The organism is Pseudomonadota bacterium, assembly GCA_039024915.1.
Lineage (GTDB): Bacteria > Pseudomonadota > Alphaproteobacteria > Rhizobiales > MH13 > MH13.
The window spans coordinates 377,140-394,566 of sequence record JBCCPK010000003.1 but is presented as its reverse complement, the minus strand read 5'-3'; the positions used below and the strand labels follow the sequence as shown (position 1 = coordinate 394,566).

17 protein-coding genes are annotated in these 17,427 nt (G+C 61.3%); 10 read left to right on the top strand and 7 right to left on the bottom strand.

What is annotated here, in order from left to right; genetic code table 11:
* The first annotated feature begins 294 nt into the window (after positions 1 to 294).
* The gene (gene hisD / locus AAF739_08060; protein MEM6382611.1) at positions 295 to 1,623 is read left to right on the top strand and encodes a histidinol dehydrogenase; all 1,329 of its coding nucleotides are present in this window, start codon (positions 295 to 297) and stop codon (positions 1,621 to 1,623) included.
* 132 nt (positions 1,624 to 1,755) lie between these two features.
* On the opposite strand, the gene AAF739_08055 is transcribed toward hisD, so the two are convergent.
* On the bottom strand, positions 1,756 to 2,205 hold the full coding sequence (locus AAF739_08055) for a DUF302 domain-containing protein (protein MEM6382610.1): 450 nt from the start codon (positions 2,203 to 2,205) through the stop codon (positions 1,756 to 1,758).
* 396 nt (positions 2,206 to 2,601) lie between these two features.
* On the opposite strand from AAF739_08055, the gene AAF739_08050 reads away from it, so the two are divergent.
* Together AAF739_08050 and AAF739_08045 are read left to right on the top strand one after the other, a co-directional pair.
* Entirely contained in the window at positions 2,602 to 2,889 is a 288-nt protein-coding gene (locus tag AAF739_08050; protein MEM6382609.1) for a VOC family protein, read from the top strand.
* Between the two features lie 178 nt (positions 2,890 to 3,067).
* Entirely contained in the window at positions 3,068 to 3,301 is a 234-nt protein-coding gene (locus AAF739_08045) for a hypothetical protein (GenBank protein MEM6382608.1), read from the top strand.
* 68 nt (positions 3,302 to 3,369) lie between these two features.
* Here AAF739_08045 and AAF739_08040 read toward each other — a convergent pair whose 3' ends face one another.
* On the bottom strand, positions 3,370 to 3,918 hold the full coding sequence (locus tag AAF739_08040; GenBank protein MEM6382607.1) for a hypothetical protein: 549 nt from the start codon (positions 3,916 to 3,918) through the stop codon (positions 3,370 to 3,372).
* Positions 3,919 to 4,185: 267 nt separating this feature from the next.
* On the opposite strand from AAF739_08040, the gene AAF739_08035 reads away from it, so the two are divergent.
* Positions 4,186 to 4,950, top strand: a complete 765-nt coding sequence (locus AAF739_08035) for an SDR family oxidoreductase (protein MEM6382606.1) — start codon at positions 4,186 to 4,188, stop codon at positions 4,948 to 4,950.
* A 397-nt stretch (positions 4,951 to 5,347) separates the two neighbouring features.
* On the top strand, positions 5,348 to 6,433 hold the full coding sequence (locus AAF739_08030) for a LacI family DNA-binding transcriptional regulator (protein MEM6382605.1): 1,086 nt from the start codon (positions 5,348 to 5,350) through the stop codon (positions 6,431 to 6,433).
* On the opposite strand, the gene AAF739_08025 is transcribed toward AAF739_08030, so the two are convergent.
* On the bottom strand, positions 6,430 to 6,855 hold the full coding sequence (locus AAF739_08025) for a Fur family transcriptional regulator (GenBank protein ID MEM6382604.1): 426 nt from the start codon (positions 6,853 to 6,855) through the stop codon (positions 6,430 to 6,432). The genes AAF739_08030 and AAF739_08025 overlap by 4 nt on opposite strands.
* A gap of 230 nt (positions 6,856 to 7,085) precedes the next feature.
* Here AAF739_08025 and aztA point away from each other — a divergent pair, with 230 nt between their 5' ends.
* From aztA to AAF739_08010, 3 genes are read left to right on the top strand one after another with little or no spacing between them, the layout of a single operon-like run.
* On the top strand, positions 7,086 to 7,937 hold the full coding sequence (gene aztA / locus AAF739_08020; GenBank protein MEM6382603.1) for a zinc ABC transporter ATP-binding protein AztA: 852 nt from the start codon (positions 7,086 to 7,088) through the stop codon (positions 7,935 to 7,937).
* Positions 7,934 to 8,821, top strand: coding sequence for a zinc ABC transporter permease AztB (aztB, locus tag AAF739_08015; GenBank protein MEM6382602.1), 888 nt, complete (start codon positions 7,934 to 7,936; stop codon positions 8,819 to 8,821). Before aztA ends, aztB begins: the two co-directional genes overlap by 4 nt.
* Before the next feature lie 22 nt (positions 8,822 to 8,843).
* Entirely contained in the window at positions 8,844 to 10,094 is a 1,251-nt protein-coding gene (locus tag AAF739_08010; GenBank protein MEM6382601.1) for a zinc ABC transporter substrate-binding protein, read from the top strand.
* Between the two features lie 5 nt (positions 10,095 to 10,099).
* Here the strand turns inward: AAF739_08010 and AAF739_08005 are convergent, their stop codons facing one another.
* The 3 genes from AAF739_08005 to AAF739_07995 are packed head-to-tail and all read right to left on the bottom strand — an operon-like array spanning position 10,100 to position 13,788.
* Positions 10,100 to 10,894, bottom strand: coding sequence for an ABC transporter ATP-binding protein (locus AAF739_08005; GenBank protein ID MEM6382600.1), 795 nt, complete (start codon positions 10,892 to 10,894; stop codon positions 10,100 to 10,102).
* Positions 10,891 to 11,886, bottom strand: coding sequence for an iron ABC transporter permease (locus AAF739_08000; protein MEM6382599.1), 996 nt, complete (start codon positions 11,884 to 11,886; stop codon positions 10,891 to 10,893). Before AAF739_08000 ends, AAF739_08005 begins: the two co-directional genes overlap by 4 nt.
* Before the next feature lie 36 nt (positions 11,887 to 11,922).
* Positions 11,923 to 13,788 (bottom strand): TonB-dependent receptor, encoded by a 1,866-nt coding sequence (locus AAF739_07995; GenBank protein MEM6382598.1) that lies wholly within the window; start codon positions 13,786 to 13,788, stop codon positions 11,923 to 11,925.
* Between the two features lie 178 nt (positions 13,789 to 13,966).
* On the opposite strand from AAF739_07995, the gene AAF739_07990 reads away from it, so the two are divergent.
* Complete coding sequence (locus tag AAF739_07990) at positions 13,967 to 14,770, top strand: ABC transporter substrate-binding protein (GenBank protein ID MEM6382597.1); 804 nt, start codon at positions 13,967 to 13,969, stop codon at positions 14,768 to 14,770.
* On the top strand, positions 14,763 to 15,764 hold the full coding sequence (gene cbiB / locus AAF739_07985; protein ID MEM6382596.1) for an adenosylcobinamide-phosphate synthase CbiB: 1,002 nt from the start codon (positions 14,763 to 14,765) through the stop codon (positions 15,762 to 15,764). Before AAF739_07990 ends, cbiB begins: the two co-directional genes overlap by 8 nt.
* Here cbiB and AAF739_07980 read toward each other — a convergent pair.
* Positions 15,751 to 17,205 carry a cobyric acid synthase gene (locus AAF739_07980; protein ID MEM6382595.1) on the bottom strand — a complete coding sequence of 485 codons (1,455 nt, stop codon included), beginning with the start codon at positions 17,203 to 17,205 and terminating at the stop codon, positions 15,751 to 15,753. The genes cbiB and AAF739_07980 overlap by 14 nt on opposite strands.
* Between the last annotated feature and the right edge of the window lie 222 nt (positions 17,206 to 17,427).

Below are 17,427 nucleotides of genomic sequence, written 5' to 3'. Positions count from 1 at the left end.
TGCGACCAGTCAAGCGCACTTCACAGGTGCCGTCCATAAGCGCACGGCCCGACAATCCGCGCCCAGCCGAATTGGCCGACAGTCCGCTCACTTTTTCGCACCAACTCACCCCGTTTCTGCTTGCGCCGCCGAATGAGCCAACGCTATATTGCATACGCTTGCAAAAACATCCGGTTTCCAACGCCGACGGTTGTCGGGCAGCAGTGCAGGTCTCATACTTGGGACGCCTGCACCCCCGTGACCAACGTCCATTCGACGCGCCGAACGGCGCACGCTCATAAGGAGCCAAACGCCATGATCACCCATCTCAAGCGCGGAAAACCCGATGCCGAGCGCTCGGAAGATGACGCGAAGGTCCGCGCGATTGTCGAGGGCACGCTGAAGGACATCGAAGCGCGGGGCGATGCGGCCGTGCGCGATTTGTCGGAGAAGTTCGACAATTATTCGCCGCCGAGCTTCCGCCTGTCGGACGACGATGTGGCTTCGCTTATGAACAAGGTCTCCGCCCAGGAGATGGACGATATCAAATTCGCACAGGAACAGGTTCGGGTTTTTGCCCAGCACCAACGCGACTCAATGCTTGATATCGAGATCGAGACAATGCCCGGCGTCGTTCTGGGCCACAAGAACATCCCAGTCCAATCCGTTGGCTGTTATGTACCCGGCGGCAAGTTTCCGATGGTCGCATCCGCCCATATGTCTGTCGCCACTGCAGATGTTGCGCGCGTTCCGCGCATCATTGCATGCACGCCACCTTTCAAGGGCGAGCCGAACCCGGCGGTAATCGCAGCGATCAAGCTTGGTGGTGCCCATGAAATATACGTGATGGGTGGTATTCAGGCTGTGGGCGCCATGGCCATTGGCACCGAGACCATTGATCCGGTTCATATGCTGGTCGGGCCGGGCAACGCGTTTGTCGCTGAAGCCAAGCGGCAGCTTTTCGGACGGGTGGGCATCGATCTGTTCGCTGGACCGACCGAGACTATGGTCATCGCCGACGAGCACGGTGCGGATGCCGAACTGTGCGCAACCGACCTTCTGGGGCAGGCGGAGCATGGCTACAATTCGCCCGCCGTGCTGCTGACCAACTCTGAAAAGCTCGCGCGCGACACGATGGATGAGATCGAGCGGCTCCTAAAGATTCTGCCGACCGCTGACACCGCGCGCACCTCATGGGAGGATTATGGCGAGGTGATCGTCTGCGACACCTATGATGAGATGCTGCAGGTCGCCGATGACATTGCGTCCGAGCATGTGCAGGTCATGACCGATCGCGACGACTGGTTCCTTGAGAAAATGACCTGTTACGGCGCGCTGTTCCTCGGTGCCCGCACAAACGTGGCCAATGGCGACAAGGTGATCGGCACCAATCACACGCTCCCCACGAAGAAGGCTGGGCGCTACACCGGCGGCCTTTGGGTTGGCAAGTATCTGAAAACGCACAGCTATCAGAAGATCGTGAACGATGAAGCGGCAGCGCTGATCGGCGAATACGGTTCGCGCCTGTGCATCCTAGAGGGCTTTGTCGGGCATGCGGAGCAGTGCAATGTGCGCGTCCGTCGTTACGGCGGGCGGAACGTGCCCTATGGCGGCGCGGCGGAACCGAAGCTGGCGGCGGAGTAAACCGCGGCTTTGGCTCTAGGCTCGCTGCAGCGCAAAGCGCTGCAGCGAGCCGCTATGATCGTAAGCACTCAAGCGCCATCCAGCTAACGGGTTGCCTGTTGGCGACGCTGCGGCGTCAAGATGCTGCGGGGCTCAGCCGCCGCTCGCCGCAGCTTGGGTGAGATTACCAAGCGCACCGCGCATCCGGGCGATGTAGGGGGCATCTTCCGCGATCTCCAAGCCCTCAAACATCGCCACAGGATCCTCCCAGACGATCACGCTTCCATCGCCGCTCGCGTGGACCAGTACGCGCAATGGCAGCAAGAGGCCGGCCTGAATATCGTCCTGCAGAGCGGGCGTTCCGAGCATCGGGTTCCCGAATATCAGCAACTCAGCGTCGTCCAGCTCCATGTCGACCGATTGCGCACCCGCGCCGTGATTGACCCGGGCAAAAACGGTCGCGCCTGCACCCTCGACGGCCGCCTGGAGCCTGTCCATGGTTTCGGAAACGCCGTCAGCGCTTTCGACTGACATCATCTCCGCTGACGCGGGGGCCACAAGAGCCAAGAGGCCAGCAAAGATCAGTGTGTGGAGTTTCAGCATGGGATGTCCTCGCAAAATCGTCGTCGCCGAAGACGTAGCGAAAACGAAGTGCGCCGCCAAATCGCATTCTCGTGATCGGGGAGGTCATGCTTGCAACGATCAGACATGAATGGAGCGATCCGCGCTCAATCGGGCAAACTGGGTGGTCGGCAGCGGCACGGGTTCGATATGGCCGGCGCGAAGCTTGCCTGCGGTTGCTCGCGCCGCCCCCATTTTTCAAAGCTCGCACTCTTACAGCCATTGTGGTGATCGTTTCTAGAAAAGCGTGGGGATCGCTTACCAAAAAATGTTCACCCCGATGCGCATAAAACGAACGCGGTGGCCTCATCGGTCGAGGAGCCTGCTGCTGAGCTGTCCAGCTTTCCAAGTGCCTCCCGGGCGAAAAAAGAAGAACTCATGACCAATCCCACCATCATTCCCTACCTGTCATACCGTGATGGTTCAGCCGCAATCGAGTTCCTGACGAAGGCGTTCGGCTTCCGGGTGATTATCCGCGCCGACGCGGAGGACGGCTCAGTTCAGCACGCCGAGCTTGCCTACGCAAACGGCGTGATCCTGATGGGTACGTCGGACCTGCCCAAGGGTTCGCCGGGCGTCTATGTCGTCGTCGAGGATGTCGATGCGCACCATGCGAACGCCATCGCGAGCGGCGCTGAGGAGGTCTATCCACCCGAAGCCACGTAATGGGGCACACGGCGCTACCGCTGCAAAGACCCCGAAGGGCATGAGTGGACCTTCGGCACGTATGCTCCGTCCACCGAACCGCCGGCCTGGGGCTAGGTGGCGCAAAAACACCTTTCCCGATGTCACAAACTGACGCGCGCCCTAAATGCAAAACCGGCAACGGTAAGCGGGAACCATCATGCTTCAGGACAAACGCAAGGATCTCGACGGGGAAAGGCGCAAGAAGCTGTTGCGCCGACTGGTCGAGGAGATGAGCGCGCAAGACAGCTCGATCTACTACCTGCCCACCAGTCAGACCGCAGCGCGGATCAAGGCGCAGGTCGAGAGCGGCGAGGGGCTCAACGCAGATGAGCGGGCGCTGTTGGATCGCATGTCACAACGCGACATCGAGGTGCTGTTAAGCCTGCACTGAGACAGGGCCGATAGGCTTGGCGGGCGACTCAAGGTGCGTCCGCGGTCCTGCCAACCGGTGTGACGAGGTTACAAACCACGCGCATCTGCCTCGCGCGTGATATCGGCCAAGGCTGCGGCAAAGCCCTCCGATGGCCACAGGCGCAACTGTTCGGTGCCTTGGCTGTCGGTAAAGCCAATCTCCAGCGATCCGCCTTCCGCAAGGGCTGAAACCATGGTTTCCGCATCAACGCCCTCGATCTCGCACGGTCCACCAGCGCAAACACCCGGCGGGCGCTCCCAGCCGGGTGTGACACGCAAGCTCGATGCGACGAGGTTGGTCTGAAACTCTCGCCCCATCGATATGGCGGGCGCGCCGTTCTGATACTGTAGGAAGAAGAACACCACGCCAAAATTGGGACGCGGTGAATAGGCATCGACATAGCGCATGAAACAGCGTTCTTCGAGTGAGGCGTCTTCTCCGCGCTTGTCGCAGGTGACGTCCCAGCCGCTATGTCGCGCGGTGAAGGTTGGTGCCCACGATCCTGCCGTATCCTGGGAGAGGGCGGACGTTGCCGAGACGAAGCAGACAAATGCGATACCTGCCGTCCGAACCAGCGCGCTACGAATTACAAACATGAGATGGTCCATTCAACCGTCGATCCCGGAGACATAGCGCGAAGATCGGGATGTGGAATTCACGCTTGCGCGAGCGAAACGTCAGCGCTTGGCCCAGGCCGACATTTCAGAGCATACGGTCGGTTATCGCGCGGAAATGGGCATCCATCGTAACAGCGGACCGGAGGGTCGACGACGGTCAGCCCTGCGATACACAGGTGATCGTGCGTCGGAACCGGGTTAAGGAACCATACTCACCGACCCTAATTGCCCACCGGACTGGTACACATGACACTTCCAAAGACCCCATCGTTCCGCCTTGATGGCAAGCGCGCGCTGATCGCGGGCGCCTCACGTGGCATCGGCCTTGGTGCCGCAGTCGCTTTGGCTGAACAAGGGGCACAGATCGTCTGCGTGGCGCGGGGGCGCGAGCAATTGGATCAGGCGGTTGGCGAGTTGATCTCGGCCGGGTTCGATGCACAGGCTGCGACGCTCGATCTGGCGGACAGCGATGCAATCAAGACGACCGTCGCTGAGCTTGGCCCCTTTGATGTTGTCGTCAACTCCGCTGGTATTGCCCGGCACGCCCCGGCTCTTGAGACAGCGTTGGACGACTACCAGGCGGTGATGGACATCAATGTGCGCGGTGCGTTTGTCCTCTCTGCTGAAGCCGGACGCGGGATGATCGCGGCAGGCAAGCCCGGCTCCATCATCCATATTTCCTCGCAGATGGGCCATGTCGGCGGCATCGATCGCGCCGTCTATTGCGCATCCAAGCATGCGCTCGAGGGCATGATCAAAGCGATGGCCATCGAGTGGGGCAAAAGCGGCGTTCGCATCAACACGGTATGCCCGACCTTCATCAAGACGCCGCTGACCGAGGCGACCTTCGCTGACCCGCAAAAGGTCGGCTGGATTACCTCGAAGATCAAACTCGACCGGATTGGCAAGATTGAGGATATCATGGGCGCAGTTGTCTATCTCGCTGGCGATGCCTCTGCGCTGGTCACCGGGACATCGTTGTTGATCGACGGCGGTTGGACGGCGGGTTAGCCCGCTGGCCAGAGCAAGGGCAAGTGCCGGTTGGACGGCGGGTTAGCCCGCTGGCCAGAGCAGGGGCAAGTGCCGGTTGGACGGCGGGTTAGCCCGCTGGCCAGAGCAAGGGCAAGTGCCGGTTGGACGGCGGGTTAGCCCGCTGGCCAGAGCAAGGGCAAGTGCCGGTTAGACGGCGGGTTAGCCCGCCGGCCAGAGCAGGGGCAGGTGCTGGTTGGACAGCGGGTTAGCCCGCTGGCCAGAGCAGGGGCAAGTGCCGGTTGGAAGGCGGGTTAGCCCGCACGCCCTCCCGTCTTCGACGCCAGTCGACTTGCAATCGGACGCGTTCTCTCGCACGCTTCGCGACAAAAAGGCTCCACAGAGATCAGAACGATCTCTGGGTCCCGGGGGAGGGCAGGTGGTCCGAAAACGATCGATTGGCAAATCGACCAGCGTTGATGTCGCCCGTGAGGCCGGCGTTTCACAGTCTGCCGTCTCGCGTACTTTCACGCCTGGCGCGAGCGTTGCTAAGGCGACGCGCGAGCGGGTCATGGAGGCGGCAAAGCGGCTTGGCTACCGGCCAAATGCGATTGCCCGGTCGTTGATCACCCGCAGGTCGCAGATCATTGCGATGGCGGTGTCCTACTTCGATAATCATTTCTATCCGGAACTTGTCCAAGGTCTCTCCGACGCCGCACAGTCGAGGGGTTACCACATCCTGCTTTTCACTGTTGGTGAGGGTGAGGCGGCGGATCAGGAGCTTTTGCGTGCGCTCGACTATCAGATCGATGGTCTGGTGCTCGCCTCGGTCTCGCTCTCGTCGGAGATCGCCGAGCGATGCCATCAAACCGGCATTCCTGTCGTCATGGTGAACCGCGTATCAAGCTCGGCGTCCGTGTCGAAGGTGACCGGATCGAACTGGGCTGGCGGTCGGACAATTGCGCAATTCCTTGTTGCCGGCGGCCACAAGCGCATCGCCTACCTTGCGGGCATCGAGGAAACGTCGACGAACCGCGATCGCGAAGCAGGTTTCCGAGCCGGCTTGAAAGAAGCCGGCAAGACCCTTCACGCTCGCGCATGCGGCAACTATGACGCGCAAGAAGCGGCTGCTGCCGCCCGCATGCTGATGACCGCTGGCTCGCCGCCGGACGCGATATTCTGTGCCAATGATCATATGGCAATCGCCGCGATGGATGCGTTGCGCTTTGAACTGGGCCTCGATGTGCCGAAGGACGTTTCAATCGTCGGGTTCGACAATGTCGGCCCGGTACAGTGGCCCGCCTACGACATTACAAGTTTCTCGCAGCCCGTCGACGCAATGATCGAGGCGACGAGCCGAACGCTGTTTGCCGCCATCGATGCTGCCATCGCCGGTGAGCCGGTCGTTCCCAAATCCGTCGAGATACCGGGACGGCTGATCGCGCGCGGCTCGACGCGGCCCGCGCGAGGGGTCGATGCGGATGGTGTCTGGCGACCGGAAGACGCGCTTGCCCCGGTCGATTAAGCCGCACGGCAAAGGGCGCAGATGCCCGAAACCTCAACAGCGGTGGTTTGCGGCGCAAAGCCAATATCCTTCGCGATCGCACTCAGGGCCTGATTGAACGCGCTGTCGGACTTCTCTTCCACCGCGCCGCAGTTTTCGCACAGAAAGAATACGGTCGAAGCGGCATGCTGGTGCGCACCGCCGCAGCACGCCACATGGGAGCACGCTACATAGGCATTGGCGCTTTGCAGCTTATGAACCAAGCCGTGGCCGCTCAGCCATTTCAGTGCCCGGTAGACCTGCGGCGGCGCGCGAAGCCCTTTGTCACGGAGCGCGTCGAGCAGTTGATAGGCCGACATCGGCCCCTTTGATCGCGAGAGCGCATCGAGGACCAGTTGATTGTTTCGGGAAAGCCCTTCAACGGGTGTTGCTGCTTCAGACATGATCTCGGACCTCAGAAAGGGTCGTTTGAATTGACATGTTATAGTGTAACGCAATAGGTGAAATGCGACGCATTCGCAAGTTGCGACCCGTCCGCCAAGCGCTCCTTATGCGCGTGAAAAACACACTAAGTGAGAGAACCCAGTCCGTGTCCGCTTCGGTTTCCCATGCGCGAAAACTAGCCCACACGACTGCTTCGGCCGATGTGCGGGAGAATCCGCAACCTGTCGGGATGACGAGTTCTCAGGGGCATGCTGCGGCTGTAAACGGCCATGAAACCGGCAAAGCCTGTCTGCGCTTCGATGATCTGACCCTTGGTTATCAGGTCTATCCTGCGGTCCATGGTCTGTCCGGAGAACTCGAACACGGTGCGCTTCTGGCCGTCGTTGGACCGAACGGCTCGGGTAAGTCGACGTTGGTGAAAGGGATTGCCGGCGTTCTGCAACCGATGAGTGGCACATGCGCCCACATCGATGGGTGCCGCAAAGCTTACTTGCCGCAACTGGCGGAAATTGATCGCAGCTTTCCCGCGACGGTTTTCGATCTGGTAAAGTTGGGCCTTTGGCATCGCACGGGGCTCCTTGGTCGCTTCGGCAAGGCCGGCAAAAGCGCGATCTCGGAAGCGCTGGCGGCGGTTGGTTTGGAAGGCTTCGCAAAGCGCGGCATCGACACGCTTTCTGGGGGGCAATTCCAGCGAGCACTGTTTGCGCGCGTCATCCTGCAGGATGCTGATTTGATTTTGTTGGATGAGCCGTTCAACGCGATTGACGAGCAGACCATAGACGATCTCCTGGATGTCGTGAAACGATGGCACCGCGAGGGCCGGACTGTGATCGCTGTTATGCACGACCTCGACCGGGTTCGTCAGCACTTTCCCGATGTGTTGTTGTTGTCGCGCGAGCCGGTAGCCTGGGGCCCGGTCAGCGACGTTCTGCGGCCTGAGAACCTTGAGCGTGCGCGTAAATTTCGTCCTGCATGGGATGAAACGGCTCCTTGGTGCGCCGATCATGATCACGATCGTGATCAGCTGCACAATGCGCCGGCGAAGCAGGGCCCAAAGCACGGCTCCGTTCGGGCGGCATGATGGAAACGCTGGCGCAGCTTCAGGATTTTTTCGTGGGCCCGTTTGCCCAGTACGCTTTCATGCAGCGGGCGCTTATCGGCGGCCTATTGATCGCCTTGTCGTCGGCGCCGGTTGGCGTGTTTCTCATGCTTCGGCGCATGAGCTTGACGGGCGACGCAATGGCGCACGCTATCCTGCCGGGCGCGGCGATTGGCTTTCTGCTGTTCGGCCTTGAGATTGTTCCGATGACGTTTGGCGGCCTGTTCGCAGGCGCTCTGGTTGCCGCGGGAGCCGGCATGGTGGCGCGGATCACCGTGCAGAAGGAAGATGCGGCCATGGCCGCCTTCTATTTGATCTCCCTTGCGCTTGGCGTCATGATCGTCTCGCTGCGCGGATCGTCAGTTGACTTGATGCACGTTCTGTTCGGTTCGGTGCTAGCGCTGGGTACTGACAGCTTGATTATGATCGGCACTATCAGCACGCTGACGCTTGGATCATTGCTGATCGTTTGGCGCGCTCTGGTCGCTGAGTGCCTCGATCCCGGTTTCTTGCGCAGTGTTTCAAGTTGGGGCCCGCTGGTCCATTTCGCGTTCCTGGCGCTGGTTGTACTCAATCTTGTCGCCGGCTTTCAGGCTCTGGGGACGCTGCTTTCGGTCGGTTTGATGATCTTGCCAGCCGCGACCGCTCGCTTTTGGGCCAAAACCGCGTTCAGCATGTGTGCGCTCGCCGTGGCTCTGGCCATGGTTTCGGTGCTGGCGGGCCTTCTGGTGTCCTTCCACGCTGATATTGCCTCTGGCCCGGCGATCATTCTCGCCGCCGGTTGCCTGTACATTGTGTCACTTCTCGCCGCCCCGCGCGGCGTTCTTTCCACCCGCTTGCCGTCTCGTCGGCACCGCGTTGCTTGACCATCACCAAGGAGTCCAATCAATGACCCACCGTTTGACCCGTTCTGTTTCCTTTCGCGCGCTCGCTGCAGCGGGCGTGGTTGCGGGTTTGACTGCTGTTCCCGCCAGCCAGGCATTCGCCCAGGATGAACCGCTGAAGGTTGTGGCCAGCTTCTCAATCCTCGCCGATATGGTGAGCAATGTCGGCGGCGACCTTGTTAAGGTTTCCAGCATCGTCGGCCCGGACGAGGATGCCCACGTTTATGAGCCGGTTCCGACCGATGTTGTTGGCGTTACCGAAGCTGACCTGGTGTTCATCAATGGGATCGGTTTCGAAGGGTTTATGGAGCGCCTCGTTGAATCCTCCGGCACGGAAGCCGCGGTTGTGACTGTGTCGGATGGCATCGACGTTATCGAAAACGAAGATGACCATGATGACCATGGTGATGAGCATGCGAGCCATGATGATGACGATCATGACCACGATCACGGTGATGAGCATGCCAGCCATGACGATCACGATCATGACCACGATCACGGTGACGAGCATGCGAGCCATGACGATCACGATCATGACCATGATCACGGTGATGAGCATGCCAGCCATGATGACCACGATCATGACCATGATCACGGCGATGAGCATGCCAGCCATGACGATCACGATCACGGCGATGAGCATGGGGACGACCATGCGGGCCATGACGACCATGGCGACGATGATCATGCTGGCCATGACCACCATGATCATGACCATGGACCAATCGACCCGCACGCGTGGCAATCACTTGACGCAGCGCAGGTCTATGTCGCCAACATCGCCGCCGGGCTTTGCTCGGTTGACGCCGAAAATTGCGCAACCTTCGAAGAGAATGCCGCCGCGTATTCTGCAGAACTTGAGGCTCTGGAAGCCGAGCTGGCAGCCGCTCTAGACGGGGTGCCCGCTGAAGAACGCATTGTGATCACCGGCCACGACGCATTTGGCTACCTGGCGCGCGACTTCGACATGACGTTCCTCAGCCCGCAAGGCCTCAGCACGGAAAGCGAAGCTTCCGCTTCGGACGTCGCTGCAATCGTTGATCAGATCATGGACACCGGCGCGCGTGCGATGTTCGTTGAGAACATCTCAGATAGCCGTTTGATCGAGACGATTGCCGCCGAGACCGGGTTACAGGTTGCAAGCGCAGAGCTGTACTCCGATGCGCTTTCCGGACCTGATGGCCCGGCATCGACCTACATCGGGATGATGCGGCATAATATGTCGGCGATCATTGAGGCTTTGTCCGGCAGCTGAGCTGGCTACACGGACGGTTCCTGCGGTGGGGCGGCGCTTGGAAGCGCCGCTTCGATGCGAGACTGCCCGCCGCGCGTGATCGTTTCCAAGCGTGTCTGGACACCGAAAGCTGTCCCGACACGCTCAGGCGTCAACACTTCCTCGGGTCGTCCGTCGGCGACCACTCGCCCACCTGCCATCATGATGATCCTGTCCGCGTAGGCTGCTGCGTGGCGCAAATCGTGCAGGACAACAATCACGCCGACGCCCGATGATGCCTCCCTGGACAGGATATCGAGGATGGCAAACTGGTAGTGCGGGTCGAGCGAGGCCAGCGGCTCGTCTGCAAACAGAAACTGGGCTTCGACGGCCAACGCTCGCGCCAGCGCGACGCGCATTTGCTCGCCGCCTGACAGGCTTAACACCGACCGATCGGCCAACTGGTCCAAGCCCATGCGGTGCAGCAATGGGGCGATGTCATAGCTGTCTTCGTCTCCGTGCGGATGGCGGCCAAGGGCAACGATGTCGGCCACCGTCAGCGGCCAGGCATGGTTTTGCCCTTGGGGCAGATACGCTGCGACGCGTGCGCGGGCGGGGCCAGGCATCGCGTCGCGCTGATCGTCCCCAAAGCGCACGAGGCCCGTGTGTTTCGTGAGGCCCAGCAGCGCCCGAACGAGGCTGGTTTTGCCTGCCCCGTTGGGCCCAATAATTGCTGTCAATTCGCCTGCTTTGAGCCGTAGGTCCAGTGGCTCAAGGAGTGTTGAGCTGCCCACTGTGACAGACAGCCCCTGCGCTTCGATGGAGCCCGCGCCCGCCGTCATGGCAGCGCCCGCCCAGCCATCGCCCGACGCTCGCGCAGCACCAGAGCCAAGAAAAACGGCGCCCCGACAAGCGCGGTCAGCACGCCAACCTTGACCGGCGATCCGCTCGTTGGGATCAGCCGGACGCCTATATCGGCGGCGAGCAGGAGGCACGCGCCTGCAAGCGTCGCGGGCAGGAGAAGCCGCGCCGGGTCGTATCCGACCAGCGGCCGCACCAGATGGGGGGCGACAAGACCAATGAACCCAATGGTTCCGGCAACGGAGACACCGGCACCGACGGCTGCTGCAACGCCAACGATAATCATCAATTGAACGCGCCGTACGGCGACGCCAAGGCTCGCGGCTGTCTCGTCTCCAAGGCTTAAGACCTTGAGGCTTTTCCCTTGGGTGGCCATCAGGAGGCTTCCAGTAAGGATAAATGGTCCGGCCATCGCAACGTGCTGGAAGGAGCGGTCATCAAGCGATCCCAACAGCCAGAATGCGACCTCAAGCGCCGCGAAAGGGTTGGGCGCGAGGTTGAGCGCCAGCGAAGTGCAGGCTGCTGCAAAACTCGACAGAACAAGGCCGGCCAGCAGAAGCACGATGATCGGTGCGCCGCGACCCGCGATGAGGAACAGCGCCCCTACCGAAGCGAGTGCACCGACCATGCCCGCTAGTGGCAAAGCCAGCGACAATGCGGAGGCGAGGCCGGTGCTGATCACGATCACCGCGCCCAGCGCCGCAGCCGACGGCGCTCCGAATAGGCTTGGCGAGGCAAGCGGATTGCGAACAAGCCCTTGAAGCGCCGCCCCTGCCAATCCCAGCGAGCCGCCTATCAGAATGGCAAGAAGTGTCCGCGGCACGCGAATTTCATAGATGATCAAAGCGAGCCGCTCATCGGCCCCCGAGATCGCTGCGATGAGGTCGCCGATTGCCATCGGTGTCGTGCCCAAGGCAACCGAGGTCACCGTCAGCGCGAACGCCAGCAGGGCGAGAGCCCCATTCAGGCCCATGACGGCGCTCCTGCCGAGCTGGCTTGAGGGTAAGCGCTAGTAGGTTGCGCGAATACCTGCATAGGCGGATATGCCGGGCGTGTTGAAACCTGAGATCTCTTCATACTCAGCGTCAAACAGGTTTTCGACGCGCCCGTAAATCTCAAGATGCTCGTGAACCTGATAGGATGCGGCGGCATCCACCCGTACATAGCTATCGAGCGGTGTGCGTTCGCGGCTGCGGGAGAACCATTCGCCGCCCGTCCAATAGGCCGTTGCCGACAGCCGGAGTTTGTCGATGCCGGTGTAGATCAACGTCAGTTCGGCTTCGTGCTCAGGCCGTCTTTGCAGACGGTCGTCTGAGACCGCATCGCGTGCGTCTGTGTAGGTGTAGTGTGCGCGCGCATCGAGGTGACCCGGAACGACCCTTGCATCAGCGGTGATCTCAACCCCGAAGATTTCTGCTTCATCGACATTGTCCCACGCCTCCGATGCAAAGCCGAAAAAGCCGCCAGTATAGACAATGAGGTCGTCGATCTCCTGATAAAAGCCGGTGACATCGAGTGTCAGTCTGCCGTCGAACAGGGTTTGCGTTACCCCAGCATCAAAGCCGATGCTTTCTTCTGGCCGAAGGTTTGGTGTCGCCGCGCGCTGGCGCAAACTGGGCGCTTTGGCGCCAGTGCCGACGCTTGCGTGAAACCGGGTCTCCGTTGACGGAATCTCATAAACGGCCGTACCGCGAAACGTCACAAAGTCACCGGCGGCGGCGAAATCATCGTAGCGCAGCGCGGCAGACAAATGCAGATTGGGGCCCACAGAGAACTGGTGCAGCGCGAACGCTCCCCAATAGACCTCGTCGCCGGAAAACTGCAGGACACCGTTATCGACATAGTCCGCCGTCTGCTCCTCAACCGTAGCGCCGTAGAGAAAGGTCCCGTAGGAGCCAAGCTGAACCTCGCCCGTGTAGTCGATACCGATGCGGCTGCCCTCATAGTCTTCGACCGAAGCTGGCTCGATGAACTGGCGATCCGTCGATGAGCCAAACGCCGTCAGTGTCTGGCGCCAACGACCGTCGAAGCCGCTATGGCTGATGCGGGCATGGCCATTGAGGCTGAGCCGCTCGGCGCCTCCTGCGGGGTCTGTTGAGCGGCGATCATATTCGCTCTCAAGATCCGTTGCATCGAAGGCGGCATCGACTTCCACGGTCTCCGACAGTCGGGCCGTGGCGCGAAAGCCGCCCGTCCACTGGCGTGCACCATCATCTTCGGCGTTTCCATCGCGCCGACTGAAGCCATTCGTAGATACGTGTCCGCCATGCACGAATATGGAACCGTTCGCCGCGCCGTAGCCTGCTGAAAGAGCCTGTCTGTGTGTGTCGAAGCTCCCCCCTTCAACCAGCGCCGTTGCGGAAAGACCGTTCGGCGCTTGCCGGGTGATGATGTTGATAACCCCGCCAATGGCGTCCGAGCCGTAAAGTGCGGATTGGGGACCCCGCAAAACCTCGATACGCTCGATGATACTTGCCGGAAGCATCGTGAAGTCGAACGCGTTGCGCGTTGACGTGGGGTCGGTCACCGGAATGCCATTGATCAGGACCATCGTATGCTGCGCTTCTGCCCCTCGGATACGCACATCGGTGTTCGCGCCGAAGCCGCCGGAATTGGTGCTGGTGACACCAGGCGCCCCGCGCAGTATTTCTTGGACGGACACTTGCCCCGCCTGCTCGATCTGGTCCCGATCAATCACCGACACGGCGCTGCCTGCCCGGGCGATCGGGGCGGCGATGCCGCGAAATGGCGCAAAAACCGTAACCTCCGCCTGCGCATGGGCGGGCGACGAAGACGAGACGAAAGCCGACGTGGCAAAAACAGGGGAAATGGCAAGTAAAAGGGTGGCGGCGGAGCCGCGAAGACGCTCATACATCACTCAGCAGACCTTTATTGTTTCGATCTGGTTGGTCACAACGCCCGTCACGGAATGTGTCCCGGGCCGTGTCATGATTGCTAGAGGTTTTTCGGCGGTGCAGCAAGCGGTCAAAGGACTCAAAACGCAGCGTTTTTTTCCGTTTTTTATTGCCGCCCTGGTAGCCTTCTGCGCGCCTGTGCTCGCGCGAGATATCCCGCAACGGATCGTTTCGCTGAACACGTGCACCGATCAGCTTGTGCTGGCGCTGGCCGATCCTGACCAGATCGTTGGACTGAGCCGGTTTGCCGGTGATGAGCGGCTTTCCCATGCCGCGGACAAAGCGCAGCCCTACCCGCACTTGCCGGCCGACGCTGAAGCTGTTCTCGCACTTGAGCCGGATCTTGTCTTTGCGGGCCGCTTCACCGACGGCGCGACCAAGCAGATGCTGCGACGCCTGGGGCTCGAGGTGATCGAAGTACCCTTTGTGCGCACGCTCGAAGAGGCGCAAGCCGTCATCATCGACGTGGGCAGAGCCGTGGGTCGTCCGGCGCGCAGTGAAGCGCTCATTGCCGACATTGATGGCGCGTTTGCCGCCGCTGGATCGCAGGGTGAGTTGACCGCGCTTATCCTCCAGCGGCGGGGTTACGCCACGGGCACGGCCTCGCTCACCGGCGATATCCTGCGGCGTCTGGGCATTCGGCTGGCCAGTGACGAGCTCGTCGGCGCTCGGGGTGGTTTCGCTGATCTCGAGACCGTCGTGCGGGCTGATCCGGATATTTTGATCCTCGCGCAATTGGATTCGGTCGCTGAGGATCAGGGCAGCGCGCTCTTGCGCCATCCCGCGCTGGCCGAGCGTTATCCCAGCTCTGCAAGAATGGCGCTTCCCGAGCGACTGACCCTGTGCGCCGGTCCGTCACTGATCGACGCGGCAGACTATATCGCCCGCGAGCGCGACGCGTTTTTGACCCGCCTGCGGGAGACCGGGCCCCCGGATGGGTGACTGGATTGCCGCCAACGCGCTCGCGCTGATGATCGCGCTGCTGCTAGATGCGGTTTTCGGTGAGCCACCTTGGCTGTGGAAGCGTCTGCCGCATCCCGTTGTGCTGATGGGTAAGCTGATCAAGCGCGCCGACGAGCGATTGAACGACGAGGCGCTTCCCCCAGACGAGCGCCGCAAGAAAGGGCAGGCGGCTCTTGTCCAGGTGCTGCTCTTGAGTGTTATGCCCGTCGCCGCGCTGTGGTGGCTCCTCTCGATCATTCACCCTGTGCTTGGGGTCGTCTTCAGTGCGCTGGTTGGCGCCGTACTCCTTGCGCAACGCAGCCTGTTCGAACATGTTTGGGCCGTGCATGCCGCGCTTGCGACCAAGGACCTCGACGCTGCTCGCGCTGCGCTTTCGATGATCGTAGGCCGCGATACGACGATCCTTGATGAAGAGGGCGTTTCGCGCGCCGCGCTCGAAAGCCTCGCAGAGAACCATTCGGACGGCGTGATCGCGCCCGCCTTCTGGATGCTCGTCGGCGGACCTTTGGGCATCATCGCCTATAAGGCGATCAACACCGCCGACTCCATGATTGGCTACAAGACCGAGCGTTACCTCGATTTCGGTCGTGCGGCGGCAAAGGTCGATGATCTCGCGAACTGGGGCCCGGCACGGCTATCACCAGTGATTATCGGGCTCGGCGTCCTCGTGGCGAAGACTGCCCGACGGTCCGCCCGCTTGTCGCTGCCCAGCTTGAGGCGCGTCCTTGCAGATGCACCGACCCACGCCTCGCCCAATGCCGGCTGGCCGGAGGCGGCCTATGCGAGCGCGCTGGGCGTAGCGCTCGGCGGGCCGCGTACCTATGCCAGCGGCACGGTGGACGCCCCCTTCATCAATCCATCGGGCAAGCGAGACCTTGGCGCGAGGGACATCCAGGCTGGTTTGACGCTGTTTCAGGCGAGCTGTGCGGCCATGGCGCTGATTGTTCTCGTCCTCGCACTCAGCGCGCTTTAGCGATTCCCAGAAGCCCGTCCACATCGAGATGCTTATCAAGATGTGCCGCAAGTCCATCAAGCGCTGCCTCGACGCGCTCGGTGTAGGCGAGGGTGGATGTGGCCCCAAGCTGGCCAAGGAACCATGCCCGGAAATCGTCGGAACCGAACACGCCGTGCAGGTAGGTGCCCATAATGCGCCCATCTTCGGAGACCATGCCGTCGGCGCCGGAAGGCGTCCAGATCATCGAGCGGTTCCAGTTGCCACCCGTCGTCTGCCCGAGGTGGATCTCATAGCCGCGAACCTTCAACCCCGATTGCCGGTGGACCCCTTCGGCGGCGCGAGTGGTTTTGTCTTTGGCAAGCACGGTATCGACATCGAGCAGACCTAGGCCCTCGACACTCTCGGCGGGGCCCTCGACCCCGCCGGGGTCGGCAACAGTCCGCCCCAGCATCTGGTAGCCGCCGCACAACCCCACAACATGGCCGCCACGCGCCACATGAGCCCGCAGATCATCCGCCCAACCGTTCTCGTGGAATGCCTTCAGGTCAGCGAGCGTGGATTTTGACCCCGGCAGGATAACCGCTTTGGCATTTTCCGGCAGAGGATCGCCTGGCTCGATGATCCGCAAATCGACGGCAGGCTCCATCCGCAATGGGTCGAGGTCATCGAAATTGGCAATCCGGCCAAGACGCGGAACGGCGATGACCGTGTTGCCTCCACCGCCCGAGGCGAGGCCCAGAACATCTTCGGCAGGCAGATGGCGGGCGTCTTCGAACCACGGAATCACACCGAAGCTCGGCCAGCCGGTGTGGTCCTCAATTGCCCGTAGCCCGTCGTCGAACAGGCTTGGGTCACCGCGAAAACGGTTGATGAAAAAGCCCTTGATCAAGGCCGCGTCCTCGGCTTGCAGGATCGCTTGGGTTCCGACCACCGACGCGATCACCCCGCCGCGATCAATATCGGCGCACAGTACCACGGGAACATTCGCGGCGTGGGCAAAGCCCATATTGGCGATATCCCCATCTCGCAGATTGATCTCGGCAGGGCTCCCCGCGCCTTCAACAACAATCAGATCAGCCTCGGCTTCGAGCCGTGCGAAGCTTTCGAGAACGGCTTCCATCAACTCTGCTTTGCGCGCGCCGTATTCGGCCGCCTTCATGGTCGCCCAGACCTTCCCCTGGACGACGATCTGGCTGCCGACGTCGCTTTGCGGCTTCAGGAGCACCGGGTTCATGTGGACAGATGGTTCAAAGCCCGCAGCCTGCGCTTGCAACGCCTGCGCCCGGCCTATCTCACCGCCATCGACGGTCACCGCCGCATTGTTCGACATGTTTTGCGGTTTGAACGGCAGGACGCTTAAGCTGCGCCGCGCAAAGAGCCGGCAAAGCCCGGCTGCAATGACGGATTTGCCGACGTTTGAGCCGGTGCCCTGGATCATCAATGCGGGGGTGGAGTTCATCTTCTTGTCGTCATGGCTGGGCTTGACCTCGCCATCCAGCTTTATGGCCAACCCTTTCAGTTTTGCGCATCAAGAGAGGATGTATGATCGGATTGGAAGCGCGGTCTGCCGCCCAAACATCTGGGGCTAAAACTCGATCCCCGCCTGCGCTTTCACGCCCGACCGGAACGGGTGCTTCACTTGCGTCATCTGCCGCGCTCGCACGTTGAGCGCAGCGAAGCG